Source organism: Paraburkholderia sp. BCC1886, assembly GCF_900996245.1.
Taxonomy (GTDB): Bacteria; Pseudomonadota; Gammaproteobacteria; order Burkholderiales; family Burkholderiaceae; genus Paraburkholderia.
In genome coordinates this window covers 150,941-172,537 of record NZ_CAAJGK010000022.1, presented here as the reverse complement: position 1 = coordinate 172,537, position 21,597 = coordinate 150,941, and the positions used below count along the sequence as shown (strand labels likewise).

The window sequence follows — 21,597 nt, the reverse complement described above, 5'->3', positions numbered from 1 at the left end:
CGGGCCGGCCGGTCTTCATTCGCTTCAACGCCTTAGTTTGAGTGCGAACAGACCCTGCGGGCGGAAGTACAACGCAACGATCACGAGCAGAAGAATGGTCGCTTTCGCCATCGATCCACTCAGCAGCAGTTCGAACATCGACTGAAGCTGACCGATTGCAAACGCCGACAGGAAGGTGCCCAGCAAACTTTCGATTCCGCCGAACACCACCACCACGAAGGTATCGACGATGTATTGCTGCCCCGTCACCGGGCCGGTCGAGGCGAGCATCGTCAACGCGCTGCCGGCGATGCCGGCCAGACCGCAGCCGACTGCGAAGGTCACGGCGTCGACGCGCTCCGTATCGATACCGGCGGCGCCCGCCATCGCACGGTTCTGCATGACCGAGCGGATCCGCAGGCCCCAGCGACTGCGAAACAGGAATAGATAGACCGCCAGCGCCACGGCCAGCGTGAGGAACAGAATGAAGATGCGGCTCAGCGGCAGACCGATGTTCGGCGTGACGTTCCACGCGCCCTTCAGCCAGCTCACGGTCGGCACGCTGACGTCGATCGGTCCGAACACCTGGCGGTATACCTGTTGCAGCACGAGCGATAGACCCCAGGTCGCGAGCATCGTATCCAGTGGCCGGTGATAGAGCCGCCGGATCATCACCCGCTCGAGTACGAAGCCGACCGCCGCCGTGACGACGAAAGCCACCACGATGCCGACCAGGAAATAAACACCCATCAACGACGGTGCAAAGCGCTGAAAGACGACGGACGTGACATAGGTCATATAGGCGCCGAGCGCCATCAACTCGCCGTGCGCCATATTGATCACGCCCATCAGCCCGAACACGATAGCGAGTCCCACCGCCATTAGCGCGAGCACCGTGAATAGCGACAGGCCGTTGAATACCTGTACGAGAAAGACATCGAGAGTCATGTGGCGACCTTGTCGGTGAAATGTCGCGGACGCGCGACCGGCGTGCACGATGCCTGGCCGCGCGAGAGAACTGCGTTTAGCCGAGCTTCGGAAAAGGATTCGGTTCGATCAACGGCGACTCGTACACGATATCCACCTGCCCGTCAGGCCGGAACATGCCGATAAGCGAGTGCTTCCACAAATGGTGATTGCTCACATGGAAATGCACGTCGCCTTCCGGCGCGCTCCACGCAAGCCCGGACGAGGCCGCCACAACTTTGGCGACGTCGGTACTCTGCGCTTTTTCGACTGCCAGCTTCCACAGATAAACCGCGGTGTAGGCCGCTTCGAGCGTGTCGCCGAGCACACGGTCCTGGCCGTACTTTGCCTTGAATGCCTTCACGAACTTCTCGTTCTGCGGGTTCTTTTCGCTCTGGAAATATCCCATGCTCGAGTAAACGCCGACCAGGTTGTCCTTGCCGATACCAATGGCTTCTTCTTCGGTCACGGCGAGCGCCATGATCGCCTGGTTCTTCCCGGTGATACCCACTGAATTGAGCTGCTTGTAGAACGCGACATTCGAACCGCCGACGATCGTCGAGAGAATCACGTCCGGCTTCGCGGCCTTGATCTTGTTGATGACGGAGGAGAACTCGGTGGCGCCGAGCGGGAAGTAATCTTCGCCGAGTACCGTACCGCCTGCTTTTGCAATGGCGGCCTTGGCGATGCGGTTGGTGGTGCGCGGCCAGATATAGTCGGAGCCGATCAGATAAAACTTCTTGCCTTTATTCTTTGCCGCCCAGTTCACCGCGGGAATGGTTTGCTGTGTTGCTTCCTGCCCGGTGTACATGATGTTCTTCGACATCTCCAGGCCTTCGTAATACGTCGGATAGTAGAGCAGTCCGTTATAACGCTCGAAAACGGGCAACACCGCTTTACGCGACGCCGACGTATAGCAGCCGAACACGGCGGCGACCTTGTCACTTTCCACCAGCTTCTGGGCTTTTTCCGCGAAGGTCGGCCAGTCGCTCGCACCGTCTTCGACGATCGGTGTAATCTGCCGGCCCATCACGCCACCAGCCGCATTGATTTCGTCGATAGCGAGCTTTTCCGCGTCGACCACATGTGCCTCGGCAATCGCAATCGTGCCTGTCAGCGAATGCAGGATGCCGACCTTGATCGACTCCGCGGCATTGGCCGCGGACGCACCCAGCATCAACGAACCCGGCAGTGCGGTAGCGGCAGTTGCAGCAACGGCTTGCTTCAAAAAGTCGCGGCGAGAATTTTTCATGTTGCCTTCATCGAGAAAGTTTCAGACAAAAAAAAGCCCGCAGCCAAGTCGAACTTAGCTGGCGGGCTTTTTGGCCTTTGCCGTATATGACACCTTTGTCAGACGCGGCGGAATTCACTATGATCGTTGTGCAGGACTGGCGTGCTGCTGCTGACCACGAGTGTAGAAGAGCAAGGTCCATGCCAAATTACGGGTCGTTCGTCGATATCCGTCGATTCGCTGGCATCGCCTTATATATGGATTCAATCACGATGCCCTCATCGAATAGCGGCTTGTGAAACTCGTTCAGATCGCCGCACCACACGCCAAGATGTAGCAGACATGCACGGCGTTTGTGCGCGGCCCGACCTGCACGCACAAGTCTGGGTGAGTGAATCGTCATGGCAAACGCATCGGCGTCACAGGAAAACCAATATGTCTTTACCCAGAAGTGAACCCGTCAAGATCGGCGTGCTGTATTCCACCACTGGTGTGACAGGTCTCATCGAAGCATCGCAGCAAAGCGCCACGCTATTCGCTGTCGACGAAATCAATCGGGCGGGCGGCATCAACGGCCGGGAAATCCAGCTTCATGTGCGCGACCCCGGCTCGATCGCGGCGAATTACGCCACCATGGCGGAAGATCTGATCGTCGACAAAGGCGTGCGGCTCATCATGGGCTGCTATATGTCGAGCGGCAGAAAGCTGGTCATCCCCGTCGTCGAACGCCATAACGCCCTGCTCTTCTACCCCACGCTCTACGAAGGTTTCGAATACAGCCGCAATGTCTTCTGTACCGGCACGCTGCCCAACCAGACCTGCGTGCCGCTCGCCGATTACATGCTGGAGAAGTTCGGCTCACGGGTATTCATGATTGGTTCGGATTACATCTACCCTTACGAAACCAATCGCATCATGAAGGACTTCGTGTTCGAGCGCGGCGGCGAGACCGTAGAAGAAACCTACGTACCGCTCGACGCCAGCGAAGACCACTATCGCGCCATCGCGGAACGCATCGCCCTGCTTTCACCGGACTTCGTGTTCTCCACCGTCGTGGGCGTCGGCGTCGAACACCTGTACCGCAGTTTCGCGAAGAGCGGCCTTAACCCGCGCGTCACGCCAATCGCGAGCGTCACGACTTCCGAAGCCGAAATTGCCGCAATGGGCGCGGACCTCGGCGAAGGCCATTTCACTTCGGCCTCGTATTTCCAGTCGGTCGATACTCAGACCAACCGCCAGTGCCTCGAGAATTACCGCCGTTTCATGGGCCGCGACGCCGTGACCAACATGTGCTGGGAAGCCGCGTACTTCCAGATGCATATTCTCGCGAACGCCATGCGCATGATGGGCAGCGACGACCCGGTCTCGCTGTTGCGCGCGATTCCCGGCATGGAGTTCGACGCGCCACAAGGCCGCGTGCGGATGGACGAAGAGAACCATCATGCGTATCTTCACACGCGAATCGGGCGGGCCAATTCGAGCGGACAGTTCGATATCGTCAGGTCGATGCCCGAGGTCCTGCGGGCCGATCCATTCGTCATCGCCCATACGCCTGCCGGCGGCGGTCCTTCCGAGCACGGCCTGAGCGCCGTTGCGGGAAGCTGGTCATGACGCGCAGCCCGCCTACGCCGCAATCTTTGCAGGACATACGATCCTTGCGGATCGCGGTGCTTCACCCGCCAGACCAGGATCGGATCGAACTGCTCGGACATCTGAAGCGGATCGGCTGCAAGGTCCGGGTGTGCTGGCCGAATCTCGACGCCGAACTTCATTCCATCGATCTCGTCATCATGTCGGTCGCGCCGCAAACGGCCTCTTACCATCATGAATGGCTCGACGACGACAACGCGCCACCCATCATTCCCGTGCTGACCTACGAGAACCCGGTCCTGATAGAAGCCGTCATGCAACTGAATGCGTTTAGCGTGATCTCGTCACCCGTGCGCTCCTCCGGCGTACTCACTGCCATTGCGGTCACGATTGCGCAGCACAAGAAGCACAAGTCTCTGCAACAGTTCATTCATCGCGCGGAGCAGAAGGCCGGCAAACAGAGAACCATCGAACTCGCCAAATCGATCATCATGAAGACACGACAACTTTCCGGCGACGAAGCTTATAAAGTGTTGTGCTCGCAGGCGCGCAACAACCAGGCATTGATCGAAAACGTAGCCGACGAAATCGTGAGAACCGGCACGATGCGAAGTTAGCATGTCCGTTCACAGTGCGAAGCGCACCATCCGCGTGCGACCTGGCACACCGGACGAACGCTGAACTGGATTGCAAAACACCGCAATGCAGGAAAAGGAATGGACTCTCTGCGGCGGCGAGCCCCGCCTGCAAGTACTCGAACAGGAAAATACGATCTATCCGTGCCAATAGGCATATTTGTTGCCTATTGACTCTCGCAGTAAGCAGACCCGATTGAAGTTGAACGTGACAAAGACGTCTCGTTCAGCAAAAGGCCAAAAAGCCCGACATGCCAGTAGCCCTGGCATGTCGGGCTTTTTTTCGTCCTCGGGGTTCCGGTCGCTTCTTCGATGCCGCACGCCCGAACCCGAACGACGAGCCTGGCTCGATATGGCTGACGATACGGTTAGTCATCCTTTTAACCTTGAAGAGGTTGATCTCATGATTCCTATCCCCAGGAAAGGCACCCCCGAACGCGACCGTCTTATCGCGCTTCACAAGGAGTGCACGGAGTCCATGCATGGCGTTGCAGGCTTTTCGGTACTCAAATGCGCGACACCCGGCGACACGACCGTCGTCACGGGCGGCACTCACGAGCATGCGGACCTGCGCCGCGTACTGCTGCGCATGCGCGGTGCGTCGCCGAAGAACAAACTCGTGGTGATTTGCACCGAGATCGATGCGCAATGGCGCATCGGCCGTCTGTCCGGTATTCGCGGCGTGCCTCCGGTATTCGCCACCGACGATGTCTACACGAGCGAGCAGGATATCCAGCACGCCATCTTCCTGATGCGACTCGACGAAATGTCGGAAACGGACGGCATGCCCGAACACTACTCGCAAGGTTACAAGCGCCGCGACGACAACTGGCCGGTGACCTGAAAGCAGATGCACCAGGCCTCACCCCACGCCGGCTAGTCGATAAACGGCGCGGGACCACGATACCGCCGTCCAACCGGGCGGCAAGCAGGCAGGAGCGATTCTTTATGTGTGCAATGCGACTCACCGGTTACGCCGACAAATTCAGCGTCCATCCCGGCGACACGATCAAGTTCTACGTCAACTGCGACGGCCCATCGCAATACCATGCGTCGATCGTGCAACTCATTAATGGCGACACGAATCCACGCGGCCCCGGCTTCATTGAAAAAGACGTTAAATCGGATTGCGAGGCGACTTATCAGGGACGCCCGCAGGCAGTCTACGGTGGCTCGTACGGCTATGTTCCCGACGCGCCGCAATTGCATGTCGAGAGCTTCACCTTGCAATGCTGGGTATGGCCGACCACGCCGCGCACCGATGCGCGTTACTGGAAGCACGGCGAACAGGGTCTGGTCACGAAGTGGTCGAACGGCGCGGGCTATGGTCTTTTCATTAACGAAGACGGTTGTGTGGAGTTGCGCATCGACGACCAGACGTATGCGACCGGCGCGCGTTTGCGGGATCACGCGTGGCACTTTCTCGCCGCCAGTTTCGATGCGAAAACGGGTGCCGTCACGCTGTATCACGAGCCGCAGATCGTCTATGCGCTGGATCCGGTCGTGCCGCCTGTCGAAGCGCAGTTCGCCGGTCCGATCACCCATACCGACCTTCCGCTGGTGATCGCCGGTTTTACGAAGGGCACCGAAAGCGGGCCGCTCGGACGCTCGTCCATGCCGCAGGGCGTGTTGATCGGCGGCCACTATAACGGCAAAATCGACAGTCCGCGTTTGTGCAATCGCGCGCTGTCCCGCTTCGAAATCGAAACGATGAAGGCCGGTGTCCAACCGGGCCTGACCGAGCGTCGCAACTCGGGGCCGACCGGCGCGCTATCCGAATGCATCGTCGCGGCCTGGGACTTCTCCGACGGGATCGACACGCTCGTCTGCCGCGACCAGGGCCCCTACAAGTTCGACGCGCAACTGGTGAACTGCCCGACCCGCGCGATGACCGGCTATAACTGGTCCGGTCACAACTTCGCGTGGAAGCACGCGCAAAAAGAGTACGGCGCGATTCACTTTCACGACGACGACCTCGACAACGCGCGCTGGGACGTCAGCTTCGAATGGACCGTACCGGAAGAAATAAAAAGCCGCTTCTACGCGGCCAAGCTGACCACCGCCGAAGGCGACGAAGACTACATTCCGTTCTGGATCGTGCCGAAGCTAGGCGCAAAGAAGTCCAGGATCGCGGTGATGGTGCCGACCATCAGCTACATGGCCTATGCCAACGAACACGTCGCGTGTAACGCGGGTGGAGCGGAACTGTTCGTCTATCGCGTGCCGATCATGCAGCAGCAGAACATGTTTCTCGCCGAGCACCGCGAATATGCGGGCTCGATTTACGACACGCATACGGATGGCAGCGGCATCTGCCTGTCGTCGCGGCTACGCCCTATTTTGAGCATCCGGCCGAAGTACGACCACTTTCTGGCGCAGGCACCGTGGCAATATCCGGCCGACCTGCACCTCGTGTACTGGCTCGAAACGCTCGGCTACGAATACGATGTGTTCACCGATGAAGACCTCACGTACGACGGACTCGCGCGTCTCGAAGACTACAACGTGATCATCACGGGCTCGCATCCCGAACACAACTCCGGCCCGCAACTCGACGCGCTGCACGACTATACGCAACGCGGCGGCCGCATCATGTATATGGGTGCGGACGGCTGGTACTGGGTGCATTCGTATCATCCGGCTTACGACGGATTGGGACGTGGCATCGTCACGGAAATGCGACGCTGCGAGTCGGGCATCCGGACGTGGCGTGCGGACCCTGGCGAGTACTACCATCAGGGTACGGGCGAACTCGGCGGCATGTGGCGCTTTCGCGGCCGCTATCTGCATTCGGTGGCGGGCACCGGCATGTCGTCGGAAGGCTTCGACATCTCCAGCTACTTCTCCCGTACGCCGGAAAGTCTCGATGAACGGGTGGCGTGGGCCTTCGACGGCATCGACTACGACGAAAACCTCGGCAACTTCGGCCTCGTCGGTGGCGGCGCTGCGGGCCTGGAACTCGATATCGTCGATACGATGCTGGGCTCGCCACCGCATATTCTGACCGTCGCGACCTCGGCCGGCCGTCACACCGAAGCGTACCTGCTTGTCATGGAAGATTTCGGCTTCAACCAGCAAGGACTCGACGGCACCGTGCATCCCCGCGTGCGCGCCGACATCACCTTCCACGAAACACCCAACGGCGGGGGTGCATTCGCGTTCAGTTCGATTGCGTACTGCGGTTCGTTGCCCTGGAATAATTGCAACAACAACATTTCGCGGCTAACGAAGAACGTGCTGGACCGCTTCGCGGCGGACGGCCCGTTACCGGCCGCTCCGTCGAGTGCGGTGGTGCATCGCGGCCGTGCGGATTACGAGTCGCCGTCCGTCGTCACCACCAGCTGATCGAAGGGAGACCACGCCATGAATGAACTCGTCACGCCATACGTGCCGGCGCCCCGCTTGCTGGATGCCGACGCTTACAGCACGCTCGCTTTTTCGAAGCTCGAAGACGACGCGGTCTGGACCCGCGAGTGGATCTGCATCGGCGTCGACGACGACATTCAGGGCGCGGGCGATTTACTACCCTTCACGGTCGGCGACCACGCGGTGCATGTGCAGCGACTCGCGAGCGGTCGGCTCGCGGGACGCTTTAACCTTGCGCAACACGGCGGTTGCCGCATCGTGCCGTTGCAATGCCGGCAAGGTGCAAAGACATCCTGTTCGTTCACGTCCTGCGGACACAGTCGCGATCGCGTGCCGATCAAGGCGGCCGACACCGATACGCTCACTCCCGAGATGTATCAGTACCTCGGCCTGCGTCCAGAGCGTTTGCTCGGCGTGCGCGTCGCCTCGGCCGCACCGCTCGTGTTCGTGCACCTCGACCCGGCGGGCGGGAGTTTTACGCCCGACGCCGCCGTCGCCGACATGGCCTGCGATGAACCGGCAGCGCTACGGCACGAGTCGGCCTGGCTCGAACAGGAAGGCAACTGGAAACACGTCGGTCAACGTCTTGCCGCCGGCTCTAAGCGCGCGGGCTCGACCAGCACGTGCGGAATTTTCGAAAGTACCGAATACACGGATAGCGACAGCAGCCCCGTGGTGGCGACGTGGCGCTTTCCGAATCTGATCGTGCTGTCCGATAGTACGAGCCGCTGCGCAATCATCCTTCAACCCATCGCGTTGCAGCGCACGTTGTGCCGCATCAGCACATACGGACCACGTTCGCTCGCGAGATGGCACGCACTGCTCGAGCGTCGTGCTGCTGCGAGCGCCATTCCAACCGACGCGATGCAATGGCTCGAAGCCACGCTGGCCACGCGTATCGCCCAAAGCACCGCTTCTACTTTGCTCACAGGAACTCACGCATGATCGCCGCGCAGAACACGACCCTTTCCTCCGACCTCGAACACGCCACCCGGCTCTATTCAAAAGGTCAATTCGACGCCGCATTTCAGGCTTTCGAAGCGCTTGCCGCAAACGGCGATCGCGATGCGCAGGCGTGGTTGGCCGCATTGCATGCGAACGGCGAAGGCTGCGAGGCGAATCTGCAACGTGCCATGCAATGGTACGAAAAAGCCGCACTGCAAGGTCATACGCAGGCGCAAACGAATCTCGGTGCGATGTTGATGTCGGCCAACGCGTCGCTGCATAACGAAGCCGAAGGCGTCCGCTGGATCATGCTCGCGGCCGAAAACGGCGATCCGTTCGCCCAGGCCAACCTGGCAAGCCTCTACGCAAAAGGGCGCGGCGTCGCGCAGGACGATACGGCGGCAACGCAATGGTATCGACGCGCCGCCGAACAGGGTCATTACCCGTCGCAAGCCCGTGTCGGTTTTTCGTACGCGACTGGACGCGGTGTCGAGCGCGACCGGGTACAGGCGTTCGTCTGGTTATCGCTGGCCGCGCAGCACGGTGTCGGCAACGCGCTCAATGCACTGGAAAACGTGCTGGGCGATATGTCGGTCGAAGAAAAGCGCGCCGGTGCGAGTCTGTTCGATCAATGGCGCTCGCGCACGGCAGCGAGTACTTCGCCGGCTCGCCTGATGCCCGTGCCTGGTTGAATCGGAGAAAGGCCATGAACTACAGCGTTCAGCAGATCAAATTCGAGTGCTTCAGCTACATCAAGGAATTCGGCGCGAAGATGGAAGACTGGGTGATCGGCGCGGCCAGCGACCCCGACCGCGCGTTGTTCGACGCCTGTGCGCTGGATCGCCGCGACGATATCTGGATGTGGAAGCCCGCACTTTCCGCAGCCGCCGCTGACGCGGTCATCGATTTCATGACCTCGCGTTACCGCTTGAGCCGCGCAGCGCTGCAAGCGGATAGCGCACCGGCCCGCTTCGTGATTCTGTACCGCAAGCGGCTCAAGGAACCGGCCCACCCGTCGAGCTAGACCGACACAGCGCGGACGGCGTCGATCGCACGATCGAGCGCCGTGCGCAAACTCAGGCTGTCGGGTGCCAGGACGCGCAGGAACGCACCGCAGCCGCCGGGCAGCAAACTGGCGCCTGCGTAAAACGCATCCACGGTGGCATGCTCCAGTGACCCGACCGCGGCCTTCGCCTCTTCGTTGTCGAGAGTCAGCACCATCAGCCCACCATGCGCGGCAAACTGCGCGCTCACGCCCCCCAATGGCCGCGCGGATGCGCCATCGAGACGGAACCGGTCGCGCGCAAGCAGACGGCCGTTCGCATCGCGCACGGCAATGCCCGCATCGAGCGCGCCGAACGGCGTGCCCTGCTCCGCGGGATCGTGACTCGTATAGCTGTCGGCGAGCAGAATACGCGCACCCGGATGCAGCACTGCGTCGATGCGACTAGTCAGTCGCGCACCCGGAAACAGGATCGACGGATGCGGCAACCAGTCGAGCCGCGCATCCTCCTGTGCCTCGATGCGCACGCGCGAATGCGCGAAGCCGCGCGTCATCGAATGAACGATGGTTGCGGCTGCGGTCTCGACGCGTGCCCGCGCGCCAGCGGTTGCAACGACGTGCTGGCCGACGTCGTCGTCCTCGAACAGCCCACCGGACGACGACTGCACGATCACGCGCGCGTCCTCACCGGACCCGCCCGCCGTCAACAACCGGCCTACGTGATACGGATAACCCGCACGCTGCCGCGACAGATAGGTCGCGCCCGACGGCGCGCGCGTAAAACACAGGTCGAGTTGCGGCTCGCACAGTCCGGCCCCTGCCGGCAGCGTATCAATTCGCATCGAACAGTACGTTGGTCATGATCGAGTCGACCACCTCGTCGACGCCGGCGCCCGTTGCGCAGTTGGTCAACGCCACGGCGCGCTGTCCGCGCACCTCGCGGGCTTCCCGCACCATTCTGTCGAGATCGACGCCGACATACGGCGCGAGATCGAACTTGTTGATGACCAGCAGATCGCATGACACCACACCGAGTCCGCGCTTGCGCGGAATATCGTCGCCCGCCGCGACGTCGATGACGAAGATCCAGTAATCGACCAGGTCCAGCGAGAACGACGACGCGAGATTGTCCCCGCCCGATTCGATCAGCACCAGTTGCAAGCCGTCGTAGCGCGAATCGAGTTCGTCGGCGGCTTGCAGATTGAGCGTCGGGTCTTCGCGGATAGCCGTGTGCGGACACGCACCGGTTTCCACCGCGAGCACGCGGGCCGGATCGATCAGGCCGCTGCGGCGAACCCGTTCGGCGTCTTCGTGCGTGACGAGGTCGTTCGTGATGACCGCCAGGTCGATACCTCTTGCGGCGAAACGCGGAATCAACTGTTCGAGCAGACGCGTCTTGCCCGAGCCGACCGGTCCGCCAATGCCCACACGGGCCGCGCGCGGCGATGCGTGCAACGCGGGTTGAAATTCGAAAGCCTGCATTTGAAGTGCCACCGGATGCCTCCGCTATCAGTCGTCAATCAAAAAGACCGGTCGATGGTTCGACCGCTCAGCGCATCATGTAACGTCGCGACAGCGGTACTTCACGCGCCGGATCGCAGCGAATGATCTGACCGTCGATCATGACGTCGAAAGTCTGTGGATTCACCGTGAGATTCGGACAGGCATCGTTGTGCAGCATGTCCGCCTTGCTCAACGAGCGCGTGCCATAAGCGCCGACCAGTTGCCGCGCGAGTCCGAGCTTCGCCGCCGTTCCCGCTTCGATGGCAAGCGGGTTGACGAAGTTCACCGAGAGCGCCGACGGTGCGCGGCCGAATGCGCCCCATTGCGGGCGCATCGCAAGCGGCTCGCAGGTCATCAGCGACGCCGCTGAATCGCCCATCGCGCCCCACGCGATAAACCCACCCTTGATGACCACTTCCGGCTTGATGCCAAAGAACGCGGGACGCCATAAGACGATGTCCGCGAGCTTGCCGTCTTCGAGCGAACCCACCGTGTCGGCAATGCCGAAAGTACGTGCCGCGTTGATGGTGTACTTGGCGATATAGCGCTTGATGCGTTCGTTGTCGCCGCGCGTCGTGCGCTCGGCCGGCAGACGGCCGCGCTGGTCCTTCATTTTGGACGCCAGCTGCCATGTCCGGCAGATCACTTCGTTGATACGTCCCATGCCCTGACTATCCGAGCCGAGCATCGAGATCGCACCCAGATCGTGCAGGACGTCTTCGGCGGAAATGGTTTGCGCGCGCACCCGCGACTCGGCGAACGCGACGTCTTCCGGCACCGCGGGGTTCAGGTGATGACACACCATGATCATGTCGAGATGCTCGTCGAACGTGTTGATGGTGTAAGGGTTCGTCGGATTGGTGGACGACGGCAGACAGTTCATGCGCCCCGCCACCGCGATGATGTCGGGCGCGTGGCCGCCGCCCGCGCCCTCGGTGTGATACATGTGAATCGTGCGGTTCTTCATCGCGGCAATCGTGTCTTCCAGAAAACCGGCCTCGTTCAGCGTGTCGGTATGCAGTTGCACCTGGAAGTCGTATTCGTCGGCCACGCTCAGGCAGGTATCGATGACCGACGGCATCGCGCCCCAGTCTTCGTGAATCTTCAGGCCGAGACAACCGCCGCGTAACTGGTCGATCAGCGAATTGGGCTTGCTCGAATTACCGCGCCCGAGAAAGCCGAAATTGAGCGGCCACTGTTCGGACGCCTGCATCATGCGGCCGACGTTCCACGAACCGCCGCAATCGATACCGACCGTGATAGGCCCGAGCGATCCGCCGATCAACGTCGTCAGGCCCGAGGCCAGCGCATGCTCGCACAACTGCGCCGAATCGAAATGCACGTGGACGTCGATTCCGCCCGGTGTCGCGATCAGGCCTTCCGCGTCTTTCACGGTGGTCGCCACGCCGCAGATCAGTTTCGGATGCACGCCGTCCATCGTTTCGGGATTGCCCGCTTTGCCAATCGCGACGATGCGGCCGTCCTTGATACCGATGTCGCCCTTCACGACTCCAATCACCGGGTCGATGATCGTGGCATTGCAGATGAGCATGTCGAGTGCGCCGTCGGCGCTGTCGTGTCCCGCTTTCAGGCCCATGCCGTCGCGCAATGTCTTGCCGCCGCCGTGCAGGCATTCGTCGCCGGGCACCGCGTAGTCGTGTTCGATCTCCGCGAAGAGCGAGGTATCGCCGAGACGGAACGCGTCACCGGTCGTCGGGCCGAACATTTCGGCGTAGGCCCTGCGTGTCATCTTTGCCATTCAAGCTCCCTTGAAACCACGTGCGGCGGCGCGGCCGAGCGCGGCTTCGCGCAAACCGGCTTCATCCACCGGCCCTTCCGTCAAACCGTTGAGTCCATAAATCTCACGCGTGCCGCCGAACGTGACGAGCGTGACCTCCTTGTTGTCGCCCGGCTCGAAGCGCACGGCGGTGCCGGCCGGAATGTCCAGACGCATGCCGAATGCGGCTGCCCGATCGAAACGCAGTGCGCGATTGACCTCGAAGAAATGGAAATGACTGCCGACCTGAATTGGCCGGTCGCCGGTATTCATGGCGGTCAGCACCACCTTCGGGCGGCCCGCGTTCAGTTCGATTTCACCGTCGGCGGTGACGAGTTCGCCCGGCACTACCGCGTCCGCAGCACGCGCCTCTTTTCCTGCGCGAATCGGCTGATGGACCGTCACCAGTTTCGTGCCGTCGGGAAACGAGCCTTCGACCTGCAACATCGGCAGCAGATCGGCGACACCCGGCAGCACGTCGTCTTCGGTGAGCAGGGTCGAACCATAGGCGATCAGGTCGGCGACGCTGCGGCCCTCGCGCGCGCCTTCGAGAATCTCATCGGCGATGATCGCTACCGCTTCGGGATGATTCAGTTTCAGGCCTTTGTCGCGATGCCGCCGCGCGAGTTGCGCGGCGGTGTACAGCGTCAGGCGTTCGTACTCGGTCGGTGTCAGTAACATGCGCGCGTCCGTTGTCCGTTATCTGCTATTGCGTGTGATCTGCGTCTGCCGGGTTCAATTGGCGAAGAGCCGCGCATCGTGCCGGTGACGACGCATCACGGCGATGTCCGCGGCAAACGTGCTGGACCACGATTCATCGAGCGCGGGAGCGGGCCGCGCCAGGATCGCGGCAAGCGGTGCACGCAACGCGGTCAGCACATGCTGGGCGTCCAGATGCCCGACTATGCCCAGCCGTACCGCCGCGCTCACCGCGCCCGTGCAGGCCGTATGCGCGGAGATCGCACGGGCGTTGTCTTCGTCGATACCGAAACTGCGCCATAACGCGCCCTGCACGGCCGGCAGATGCCCGGGGGTACGCTGGCTCACGATGGCCGCCCGTAGGTCCCGGGCGAGTCCGCAATCGAGCCTGGCATGCACTTCGGCGAGCGTGCGGCCGAGCCGCCGCGCCCCCTGACGCATCGGCTCCGGCAGCGAAACGGCTTCGGCCCAGGCATCGACCTCGAACCACGCGTCGAGCGAAACTGCGCGCCAGGCGGCACACACGATGCCCTGATCGAGTCCCGCCCAACGGTCGAGCGCCTGCGACTCGACGAATACCGCGAGCGACGCGGCGTCCTTGACCAGCCCATCCTGCTGCAAGGCTTCGAGGCCCCATGAAAACGCCATCGACCCGCTCGGAAAGAAGCTGTCCGATTGCTGCAGGCTCGCCAGCAAGCCGGCGAATTCAGTCATGGGCGTGCTCGTGGTGATGGTGATCGTGCGAATGGGAATGGGAATGCACCGGCTGCAATTCGCCGATTCGCCCACTTTGCAATAACGGTGCAAGCCGTGCACGGTAATCTTCTACCGGCCCTTTCAGCGCGATCTCCAGCACGTTGCCGTCGAAGCGCACCTCCCAGTGCATATTTCCCGCGAAGTAGCCGAGTTCCAGCGCGCTCGCCGTATCGCGCGGCAGCATACCGAGCCAGCGGGTCTGCTCGGTTCGCACCACCAGCGCTCCCTGCGCATCGAGCAACAGCACGGCGCCGTCGAACAGTTGCGTCTGACGGTCCAGCGCGATGCCGCACTCGACGCCGCCGCGCGTGGTCGCGCGCAAACGGCGCCGGCGAATGTCGTCGGCGCTAAGCGTGACCGTATCCACCGCGCCGCGATGTTCGAGGTCGTGCAAGCGTTCGGCAATCTCCGGTTCCGACGCGCTGCCGACGATAGACGTGTAGGTAATCATGGACATCACCGTTCAGATGGTCAGATAGCGCATGATGCGATCGGCGTCGACGTTCGCGCGCGTATCGCTATGCACGAAGCGGCCTTTTTCGATAATCAGAAAACGGTCCGCGATATCGAGCGTGAAAGAGAGCACCTGCTCCGACACGATCAACGCAAAATCGCGCTCCTTCTTCAGTTTGTTCAGCGAACGCGCGATTTCCTTGATGATCGACGGTTGAATGCCTTCGGTCGGCTCGTCGAGAATCAGTACTTTCGGCTCCGACACCAGCGCGCGCGCAATCGCCAGTTGCTGCTGCTGACCGCCGGACAGATTGCCGCCGCGCCGGTGACGCATCTCATGCAGTACCGGAAACGACGCGAAGATATAGTCGGGCACTTCCGCCCGCTTGAACCGGTCCATGCCCGACAGAATGTTTTCTTCCACGCTCAAATACGGAAAGATCATCCGGCCTTGCGGCACGTAGCCGAACCCGGCCGCGACCCGCTCGTAACTTTTGGCCTTCACGAGCTCGCGCTCGTTCAGCCTGATCCGGCCGCTTCGCGAGGGAATCATGCCGATCAGCGCTTTGAGCAAGGTCGTCTTTCCCATGCCGTTGCGGCCCATTACCGCGACCGTCTCGCCCGGCGACAGGTCGAAGCTCAGATCGTGCAGCACATGGCTCTCGCCGTAGAACACATTCAGATTGTCGATAGCCAGCATGGTCAATGTCCCAGATAAACTTCGATCACGCGCGGGTCGTTCTGCACCACATCCATTTTTCCTTCCGCGAGTTTCTTGCCCTGATGCAGCACTGTGACCTTGTGCGCGACCGATTTCACGAACTCCATGTCGTGCTCGATCACGACGACCGAACGGCCTTCCGCAATTTTTCGCAACAGGTCGCCGGTCAGCTCGCGTTCGCGCGCGCTCATGCCGGCCACGGGTTCGTCCAGCAATAACAACTCGGGGTCCTGCATCAGCAGCATGCCGATTTCGAGCCACTGCTTCTGCCCGTGCGAGAGCAGCGCCGCCTTGCGGTCCAGCTGGTCGTCGAGAAAAATGAGCTGGGCGACGCGCTCGATCTCATCTACGACGGACTGACTGCGATTGAAGAACAGGCAGCCGATCACATCGCGTTTCTTCGGATAAGAAATCTCGAGGTTCTCGGAGACGGTCAGGTCTTCATAAACCATCGGGTTCTGGAATTTGCGACCGACCCCTGCACGGGTGATCTGATATTCGAGCATCGTCTCCAGATAAAGGCCCTTGAATTCGATCGTGCCCGCGGTCGGTTTCGTCTTGCCGCAAATCATGTCGAGCAACGTGGTCTTACCCGCCCCATTCGGGCCGATCACCACGTGCAGTTCTTTTTCCTCGACATAAAAGTTCAGGTCGTCCACCGCCTTGAACCCGTCGAACGATACCGTCAGCCCTTCCACTGCCAGAATCATGTTGGTCATTGCGCGGCTCCCTGAGTACTTTCCCGACGGGCCGGACGACGCTCGCGCAGCCATTCGATGACGCCTGCGAGACCTTTGGGCAGATACATCGGCACGAAAATAAACAGAGCGCCGATGAAGTACACCCAGAAACCGACGAAGTTCTCCGACAGAAAACTCTTTGCCGCGCCGATGATGACCGTGCCGTACACCGCCCCCACCAGCGAAAGCCGGCCGCCCACTGCCGCATAGATGACCATTTCGATGGAAGGCACGATGCCGCACACGGACGGCGACGCAAAGCCGACCTGCAACGTGAACATCGCGCCACCGACTGCGGAGAACAACGCGGCGACCGCAAAAATAAAGCCTTTGAATAGCGCCGGGTCGTAACCGGAGAAGCGGATCCGGTCCTCGCGGTCGCGAATCGCAATCAGCACCTTGCCGAGCCGGCTGCCGAGAATGAAACGGCCCGCCAGCACCGCGCACAGCAACAGCACGGCGGTGACGTAATACATCACCAGCGTGGCCGTATTGCTCTGCACGCTATAGCCCATGAACGTCGGCAGGTTCGTAATGCCATTCACGCCGCCCGTATAGCCCTGTTGCCCGATGATGACGATGGACATGATGGAAGCGAGCGCCAGCGTCACGATCGAAAAGTACACACCGCCTACGCGTTTTCTGAAGTTCGCATAACCCAGGATGAAGGCGACCAATGCCGGCAGGATCAGGATCATCGGCAACGCGAACCAGGCATGTTCGAACGGCACCCACCACCATGGCAGCTTGTCGATGCTGTTCCACGTCATGAAGTCGGGCACGGGCGTGCCGCCACCGCCGAACACCGCCGCTGCGGGATCGTTGGCGCTGGCTTCGAGCTTCATGTACATCGCCATCATGTAGCTGCCCAGCCCGAAGAAGATGCCTTGCCCAAGGCTCAGAATGCCGCCGTAGCCCCAGGTCAGCACCAGCCCCACGGCGCAAAATGCAAAGCTCAGATACTTGGCAAAGAGGCCCAGACGGAACGCACCCGTCAGCGCCGGGATTGCGATGAGCAGCATCATCGCGAGGATCGGCACCGAGTACTTGCCAAGCAGGCCCGCCACACGCCAGTCGCTCGCCACGGGGCGAGCCGCGTCCGGCGCGGGATTGCGCGGCGAAGAGAGAGGAGAAATTTTCATGTTTGCGCGATACCTCTATTTCAGTGGGCCCGCGAGGCGAACCCGAGCGGTCAAAGCGATCCGGAAGAAAACAAAAGCGAAAAAAAAGCCCGAAAGCCAGGACGAACCTGGTTTTCGGGCTTTTTGGCCGGTGCCGTACGGGACGCCTTTGTCACGTACGACGGAATTCGGTGCAAGCGCGAGCTAGCGGATCAGAACCGGCGCACTCACGTAGCTGGGATTTGCAAGACCTATGCCATGCAGCGGGAGTAAAGCGCGGCGCGGTATTGCCCGATATCTCGCGAACAGAGACTCACCAAGCTGGGGTTACGAAGCACTCTTCCCGTGCATTACGGGCTTCCCGTGCACCCTTGCGACTATTAAAAATGCAGGCTTTCATGAGCCTTGATAATGGTGTCCGCCACGCCTTCGAGCGACTGCCGCTGACTCATCGCCCGCGAGCGCAACAGTTCGTGAGCCTGCGGCTCGCTCAGGTTACGCGTCTCCATCAGAATGGTTTTGGCGCGCTGAATGCTGCGCTGGTCCGCCATCTTGTCCGTCACACGTTGCGCATAGCGTTCCAGCGCCACGCGATTCTTGTGCTGATGCAAGGACACCGCAATCGCCGTGAGCACGCCGAACGAGCGCACCGGCGAAGGCACCGAGCAATAAGCGTTCAGCTTGATGACGATCTCGATGAAGATCGGATTCTCGTAAGTCACGACCGGAATGACCGGCCGCGCGCCAGGTCCCTCGAGCCACGGCAGCGGCTTCGAGATCGTCTCCGGCCGGATCGCCATGAAGACGAGGTCCGTCTCTTCGGGCAACGTCAGTGGCGCGGGCCAGAAGCGGCAGACACGGCAACCGATACGGCGAAGTTGCGCGAGCAACTCCTCGCCGTCCTGATCCAGCGGATGAATGGCGACGACCTTCAGCGAGCGGATATCGCGGAGCCCTTGAGACGTGTTCGGCAAAGGATGGCGTTTCATCACTGCACCTCATAACGGGACTACATCCGGCACGAAGGCGTTGCCACCCTCCAGCGCGTCCGTAGTATGCACATGACATTATTCGTGTGCAACTTGACGCGCGGCATCGTCGCTCACGCCTGGCTAGTACGAATGCCCCGGAATCCACGAGGTACCGGCGAGCGGAATACGCGCCATCGCCGCGGCCTCGACGGTCAGCGCAACCAGATCTTCCGGCTCCAGGTGATGCACGTTCTGCTTGCCGCAAGCCCGTGCAATCGTCGTGAGTTCCATATTGAGCGTCTTCAGATAGTTGCGAACCCGCCGCGACCCTTCGTCGGGTTGCACGCGTTGCTCGAGCATCGCGTCCTGCGTCGTTACGCCTACGGGACACTTACCCGTATGACAGTGATGACAGAATCCGGGTGACGTACCGAGCGCCGCGTAGTCCGCGCCGGCCGGATGCAACGCACCGTTCTGGAAATACGTGTCGCTGTTGCAGCCGAGCGCCATCAGCATGCCCTGCCCGATCGCCACCGCATCCGCGCCCATCGCGAGTGCCTTGGCCACGTCGGCGCCGCTGCGAATGCCGCCCGATACGATCAATTGAACGGTGCCTTTCATGTTCAGGTCTTCCAGCGCGTCGACGGCCTGACGCACCGCCGCCAGCGTCGGAATCCCGACGTTCTCGATGAAGCAGGTTTGCGTAGCGGCCGTGCCGCCCTGCATCCCGTCGATCACGACGACGTCCGCGCCCGCATGCACGGCCAGTTTCACGTCGTTGAACGTGCGCGTCGCGCCGACTTTCACGTAGATCGGCTTTTCCCAATCGGTGATCTCGCGCAGTTCCTGAATCTTGATCGCCAGATCGTCCGGACCGGTCCAGTCGGGATGACGACTCGCCGAACGCTGATCGACACCGGCCGGCAACGTACGCATCGACGCTACTCGCGGGTTGACCTTCTGACCGAGCAGCATGCCGCCGCCGCCCGGCTTCGCACCTTGCCCGATCACCACTTCGATTGCATCGGCACGCCGCACGTCGTCGGGGTTCCAGCCGTAGCGCGACGGCAGGCACTGGTACACCAGCGTCTTCGACGAGCGGCGCTCTTCCTGCGTCATGCCGCCGTCGCCGGTCGTGGTGGAGGTGCCCATCGCCGTCGCGGCCTGGCCGAGCGCTTCTTTCACGTTCGCCGACAGCGCGCCGAAACTCATGCCCGCAATCGTGATCGGAATATCGAGGACCACCGGTTTTTTGGCGAAGCGTGTGCCGAGCACCGTCTGCGTCGTGCATTTCTCGCGATACCCTTCGAGCGGATAACGCGACAGCGACGCGCCGAGAAACAGCAGGTCGTCGAAATGCGGCACGCGACGCTTCGCGCCGAGTCCGCGAATTTCGTAGAGGCCGCGCTGCGCGGCCGTGTGGATGTAGTCGATCGTCTTGCGGTCGTAGCCTTGCGACTCTTCCTGCTGCAAACGGGCGAAATGGATGGGTTTGGCTTCCATGGGGACCTTCTCGATGAACGGGGTGGACAGTTGCCGATGCAACCGTCGTTCAATATTCCTGGTCCGCGTCGGCGTTCCAGTGATAGAGCGTGCGGGCAGAGGCGATCCGTTTGAACGAATGCGGATCGTGAGCGAGGCCCGCGGCGTCGAGCAGCGCACCGACCGCCGCTACGTCCGCTTCGGTCATCGGCTCGTACCGTGCGTCGGCGCCGAGCGACTTCACGTCGCCACGCACATACAGGACCGCTTCGTAGAGCGAGTCGCCGAGCGCATCGCCCGCATCGCCGCAAATCACCATGCGGCCCGCCTGCGCCATGAAGGCCGAGAAGCTGCCGACCGAACCGCCCACCACGATATCGCCGCCCTTGAGCGAGATGCCGCAGCGCAGACCCGCATCGCCGTCGATGACCAGCAGGCCGCCATTCGCCGATGCCCCCGCGCCATTCGACGCGAAGCCTTTCACATGCACCTTGCCGCTCATCATGTTCTCGGCGACGCCAGTGCCCGCGCTGCCTTCCACGACGATGGTCGCCAGCTGGTTCATGCCGCCAGCGTAATAGCCGGCGTGCCCCTGCACCGTGACCGTCACGTGCGCGTTCACGCCGACCGCGATGTTATGCGCGCCGTTCGGCGTGGCGACATCGACGTGTACGCCTTCCAGCGCTTCCTTCGCGCCGTGCAGGTACTGGTTCAGTTCGCGGACCGACGACCCTTCAAGGTCGAACTTCATGCTTTCCATACATACATCTCCTCGGGGGCGGGTTCGAATACCCGGGCATTCCCGATGTCGGGCAAATGCGCGAGCGAGCGGAATTCCGATGCGATCGCGACGTAGTCGTCGTTCTCGGCCACGACCGCCGGCTTGCAGGCGAACGGGTCGCGAATCAGCGCCAGTTCGGTCGAGGTGCCCATCAGGAAGGTGTAAAAGCCGTCCAGTTCTTCGAAGCCTTTTTGCAGGGCGGCCGGCAATTCGTCGCCTTCACGCAGACGCCATTCGAGAAAGCGACATGCGGCTTCGGTGTCGTTATCCGTTTCGAAACGGATGCCTTGCGGTTCCAGCTTGCGGCGCACGCCATGTGCGTTCGACAGCGACCCGTTATGCACGAGACAGAAATCTTCGCCCGCGGTAAACGGATGCGCCCGATCGGGCGTGACCGCCGATTCGGTCGCCATACGCGTGTGACCGACCAGATGCGAGCCGGTCAGTTTCGAAAAGTCATAACGTTGCGCGACTTCGGCCGGCGAACCGATATCCTTGTACAGATCGATCGAGCGACCGGTGGAGAGCAGGAACAGCTTCGGGAAATGCCCGGTGAGCCACGCCTTGACGACGCCGACGTCACCGTCCACGGTCAGCACCGCATGATTGCGTTTGGCGTCGATGCTCGCATGGACGTTCAGCGCACCGTCGAGTGCTTCGCGCAAACCATTCCAGTCGAAGTCGTTTCCCGCTTCTGTAAAGCCCGCATAAAGGCTCAGCTTGCGGCGGCCTTCGCTCACCGTGCTGCCGAATACCGCGAGGCCAGCCGAGTCCGGTCCGCGTTCGGTCATGCCGATCAGCATCGGCACCATCAGCTCACCGAGTTGTGCACGCAATGCCGGTGTCTTGACCAGCAAACCTACAATTCCACACATAGT

Annotated in this window: 22 protein-coding genes; 7 read left to right on the top strand and 15 right to left on the bottom strand. The window is 61.5% G+C overall.

Annotation, left to right across the window (positions count from 1 at the left end):
* Window positions 1–24: 24 nt before the first annotated feature.
* Together urtB and urtA are read right to left on the bottom strand one after the other, a co-directional pair.
* Entirely contained in the window at window positions 25–927 is a 903-nt protein-coding gene (gene urtB / locus FQ746_RS02375) for an urea ABC transporter permease subunit UrtB (protein ID WP_144107166.1), read from the bottom strand.
* Window positions 928–1,003: 76 nt separating this feature from the next.
* On the bottom strand, window positions 1,004–2,197 hold the full coding sequence (urtA, locus tag FQ746_RS02370) for an urea ABC transporter substrate-binding protein (RefSeq protein WP_144107164.1): 1,194 nt from the start codon (window positions 2,195–2,197) through the stop codon (window positions 1,004–1,006).
* A 414-nt stretch (window positions 2,198–2,611) separates the two neighbouring features.
* Between urtA and FQ746_RS02365 the strand changes: the two genes are divergently transcribed.
* The 7 genes from FQ746_RS02365 to FQ746_RS02335 all read left to right on the top strand — a co-directional run bounded on the left by FQ746_RS02365 (window position 2,612) and on the right by FQ746_RS02335 (window position 9,736).
* Complete coding sequence (locus tag FQ746_RS02365; protein ID WP_144107162.1) at window positions 2,612–3,787, top strand: transporter substrate-binding domain-containing protein; 1,176 nt, start codon at window positions 2,612–2,614, stop codon at window positions 3,785–3,787.
* The gene (locus tag FQ746_RS02360) at window positions 3,784–4,383 is read left to right on the top strand and encodes an ANTAR domain-containing response regulator (RefSeq protein WP_144107160.1); all 600 of its coding nucleotides are present in this window, start codon (window positions 3,784–3,786) and stop codon (window positions 4,381–4,383) included. The genes FQ746_RS02365 and FQ746_RS02360 overlap by 4 nt, the downstream gene beginning before the upstream one ends.
* A gap of 421 nt (window positions 4,384–4,804) precedes the next feature.
* Window positions 4,805–5,245, top strand: coding sequence for a N,N-dimethylformamidase, small subunit (locus tag FQ746_RS02355; RefSeq protein ID WP_144107158.1), 441 nt, complete (start codon window positions 4,805–4,807; stop codon window positions 5,243–5,245).
* Between the two features lie 104 nt (window positions 5,246–5,349).
* Window positions 5,350–7,746 (top strand): N,N-dimethylformamidase beta subunit family domain-containing protein, encoded by a 2,397-nt coding sequence (locus FQ746_RS02350; protein WP_144107156.1) that lies wholly within the window; start codon window positions 5,350–5,352, stop codon window positions 7,744–7,746.
* 18 nt (window positions 7,747–7,764) lie between these two features.
* On the top strand, window positions 7,765–8,712 hold the full coding sequence (locus tag FQ746_RS02345) for a hypothetical protein (RefSeq protein ID WP_144107154.1): 948 nt from the start codon (window positions 7,765–7,767) through the stop codon (window positions 8,710–8,712).
* Window positions 8,709–9,404: a tetratricopeptide repeat protein gene (locus FQ746_RS02340; protein WP_144107152.1), complete on the top strand. Its 696-nt coding sequence runs from the start codon at window positions 8,709–8,711 to the stop codon at window positions 9,402–9,404. Before FQ746_RS02345 ends, FQ746_RS02340 begins: the two co-directional genes overlap by 4 nt.
* Window positions 9,405–9,418: 14 nt before the next feature.
* The gene (locus tag FQ746_RS02335; protein WP_144107150.1) at window positions 9,419–9,736 is read left to right on the top strand and encodes a hypothetical protein; all 318 of its coding nucleotides are present in this window, start codon (window positions 9,419–9,421) and stop codon (window positions 9,734–9,736) included.
* Here FQ746_RS02335 and FQ746_RS02330 read toward each other — a convergent pair.
* The 13 genes from FQ746_RS02330 to FQ746_RS02270 form a co-directional block, all read right to left on the bottom strand.
* Window positions 9,733–10,557 (bottom strand): urease accessory protein UreD, encoded by an 825-nt coding sequence (locus FQ746_RS02330; RefSeq protein WP_144107148.1) that lies wholly within the window; start codon window positions 10,555–10,557, stop codon window positions 9,733–9,735. The genes FQ746_RS02335 and FQ746_RS02330 overlap by 4 nt on opposite strands.
* Window positions 10,547–11,209, bottom strand: a complete 663-nt coding sequence (gene ureG, locus FQ746_RS02325; protein WP_409932350.1) for an urease accessory protein UreG — start codon at window positions 11,207–11,209, stop codon at window positions 10,547–10,549. The genes FQ746_RS02330 and ureG overlap by 11 nt, the downstream gene beginning before the upstream one ends.
* 55 nt (window positions 11,210–11,264) lie before the next feature.
* Complete coding sequence (ureC, locus tag FQ746_RS02320) at window positions 11,265–12,977, bottom strand: urease subunit alpha (protein WP_144107146.1); 1,713 nt, start codon at window positions 12,975–12,977, stop codon at window positions 11,265–11,267.
* Window positions 12,978–13,676 carry an urease subunit beta gene (locus tag FQ746_RS02315; RefSeq protein WP_144107144.1) on the bottom strand — a complete coding sequence of 233 codons (699 nt, stop codon included), beginning with the start codon at window positions 13,674–13,676 and terminating at the stop codon, window positions 12,978–12,980.
* Window positions 13,677–13,730: 54 nt separating this feature from the next.
* The gene (locus tag FQ746_RS02310; RefSeq protein WP_144107142.1) at window positions 13,731–14,408 is read right to left on the bottom strand and encodes an urease accessory protein UreF; all 678 of its coding nucleotides are present in this window, start codon (window positions 14,406–14,408) and stop codon (window positions 13,731–13,733) included.
* Complete coding sequence (gene ureE / locus FQ746_RS02305) at window positions 14,401–14,901, bottom strand: urease accessory protein UreE (RefSeq protein ID WP_186310604.1); 501 nt, start codon at window positions 14,899–14,901, stop codon at window positions 14,401–14,403. Before ureE ends, FQ746_RS02310 begins: the two co-directional genes overlap by 8 nt.
* Before the next feature lie 12 nt (window positions 14,902–14,913).
* Complete coding sequence (gene urtE / locus FQ746_RS02300) at window positions 14,914–15,603, bottom strand: urea ABC transporter ATP-binding subunit UrtE (RefSeq protein WP_144107138.1); 690 nt, start codon at window positions 15,601–15,603, stop codon at window positions 14,914–14,916.
* Between the two features lie 2 nt (window positions 15,604–15,605).
* Window positions 15,606–16,343, bottom strand: a complete 738-nt coding sequence (gene urtD / locus FQ746_RS02295) for an urea ABC transporter ATP-binding protein UrtD (protein ID WP_144107137.1) — start codon at window positions 16,341–16,343, stop codon at window positions 15,606–15,608.
* Entirely contained in the window at window positions 16,340–17,506 is a 1,167-nt protein-coding gene (gene urtC / locus FQ746_RS02290; protein ID WP_144107135.1) for an urea ABC transporter permease subunit UrtC, read from the bottom strand. The genes urtD and urtC overlap by 4 nt, the downstream gene beginning before the upstream one ends.
* A gap of 359 nt (window positions 17,507–17,865) precedes the next feature.
* A complete protein-coding gene (locus FQ746_RS02285) occupies window positions 17,866–18,474 on the bottom strand; it encodes an ANTAR domain-containing response regulator (RefSeq protein WP_144107133.1) in 609 nt (202 codons plus the stop codon).
* 123 nt (window positions 18,475–18,597) lie between these two features.
* Entirely contained in the window at window positions 18,598–19,959 is a 1,362-nt protein-coding gene (locus FQ746_RS02280; RefSeq protein WP_144107131.1) for an FMN-binding glutamate synthase family protein, read from the bottom strand.
* Between the two features lie 49 nt (window positions 19,960–20,008).
* A complete protein-coding gene (locus tag FQ746_RS02275) occupies window positions 20,009–20,698 on the bottom strand; it encodes a protein glxC (protein ID WP_144107129.1) in 690 nt (229 codons plus the stop codon).
* Entirely contained in the window at window positions 20,686–21,594 is a 909-nt protein-coding gene (locus tag FQ746_RS02270) for a class II glutamine amidotransferase (RefSeq protein ID WP_144107127.1), read from the bottom strand. Before FQ746_RS02270 ends, FQ746_RS02275 begins: the two co-directional genes overlap by 13 nt.
* Window positions 21,595–21,597 lie beyond the last annotated feature (3 nt).

Excerpts from the sequence above, each read along its gene's own strand:
- urtB (WP_144107166.1), bottom strand. The coding sequence starts at position 927 with ATGACTCTCGATGTCTTTCTCGTACAGGTATTCAACGGCCTGTCGCTA.
- urtA (WP_144107164.1), bottom strand. The coding sequence starts at position 2,197 with ATGAAAAATTCTCGCCGCGACTTTTTGAAGCAAGCCGTTGCTGCAACT.
- FQ746_RS02365 (WP_144107162.1), top strand. The coding sequence starts at position 2,612 with ATGTCTTTACCCAGAAGTGAACCCGTCAAGATCGGCGTGCTGTATTCC.
- FQ746_RS02360 (WP_144107160.1), top strand. The coding sequence starts at position 3,784 with ATGACGCGCAGCCCGCCTACGCCGCAATCTTTGCAGGACATACGATCC.
- FQ746_RS02355 (WP_144107158.1), top strand. The coding sequence starts at position 4,805 with ATGATTCCTATCCCCAGGAAAGGCACCCCCGAACGCGACCGTCTTATC.
- FQ746_RS02350 (WP_144107156.1), top strand. The coding sequence starts at position 5,350 with ATGTGTGCAATGCGACTCACCGGTTACGCCGACAAATTCAGCGTCCAT.
- FQ746_RS02345 (WP_144107154.1), top strand. The coding sequence starts at position 7,765 with ATGAATGAACTCGTCACGCCATACGTGCCGGCGCCCCGCTTGCTGGAT.
- FQ746_RS02340 (WP_144107152.1), top strand. The coding sequence starts at position 8,709 with ATGATCGCCGCGCAGAACACGACCCTTTCCTCCGACCTCGAACACGCC.
- FQ746_RS02335 (WP_144107150.1), top strand. The coding sequence starts at position 9,419 with ATGAACTACAGCGTTCAGCAGATCAAATTCGAGTGCTTCAGCTACATC.
- FQ746_RS02330 (WP_144107148.1), bottom strand. The coding sequence starts at position 10,557 with ATGCGAATTGATACGCTGCCGGCAGGGGCCGGACTGTGCGAGCCGCAA.
- ureC (WP_144107146.1), bottom strand. The coding sequence starts at position 12,977 with ATGGCAAAGATGACACGCAGGGCCTACGCCGAAATGTTCGGCCCGACG.
- FQ746_RS02315 (WP_144107144.1), bottom strand. The coding sequence starts at position 13,676 with ATGTTACTGACACCGACCGAGTACGAACGCCTGACGCTGTACACCGCC.
- FQ746_RS02310 (WP_144107142.1), bottom strand. The coding sequence starts at position 14,408 with ATGACTGAATTCGCCGGCTTGCTGGCGAGCCTGCAGCAATCGGACAGC.
- ureE (WP_186310604.1), bottom strand. The coding sequence starts at position 14,901 with ATGATTACCTACACGTCTATCGTCGGCAGCGCGTCGGAACCGGAGATT.
- urtE (WP_144107138.1), bottom strand. The coding sequence starts at position 15,603 with ATGCTGGCTATCGACAATCTGAATGTGTTCTACGGCGAGAGCCATGTG.
- urtD (WP_144107137.1), bottom strand. The coding sequence starts at position 16,343 with ATGACCAACATGATTCTGGCAGTGGAAGGGCTGACGGTATCGTTCGAC.
- urtC (WP_144107135.1), bottom strand. The coding sequence starts at position 17,506 with ATGAAAATTTCTCCTCTCTCTTCGCCGCGCAATCCCGCGCCGGACGCG.
- FQ746_RS02285 (WP_144107133.1), bottom strand. The coding sequence starts at position 18,474 with ATGAAACGCCATCCTTTGCCGAACACGTCTCAAGGGCTCCGCGATATC.
- FQ746_RS02280 (WP_144107131.1), bottom strand. The coding sequence starts at position 19,959 with ATGGAAGCCAAACCCATCCATTTCGCCCGTTTGCAGCAGGAAGAGTCG.
- FQ746_RS02275 (WP_144107129.1), bottom strand. The coding sequence starts at position 20,698 with ATGGAAAGCATGAAGTTCGACCTTGAAGGGTCGTCGGTCCGCGAACTG.
- FQ746_RS02270 (WP_144107127.1), bottom strand. The coding sequence starts at position 21,594 with ATGTGTGGAATTGTAGGTTTGCTGGTCAAGACACCGGCATTGCGTGCA.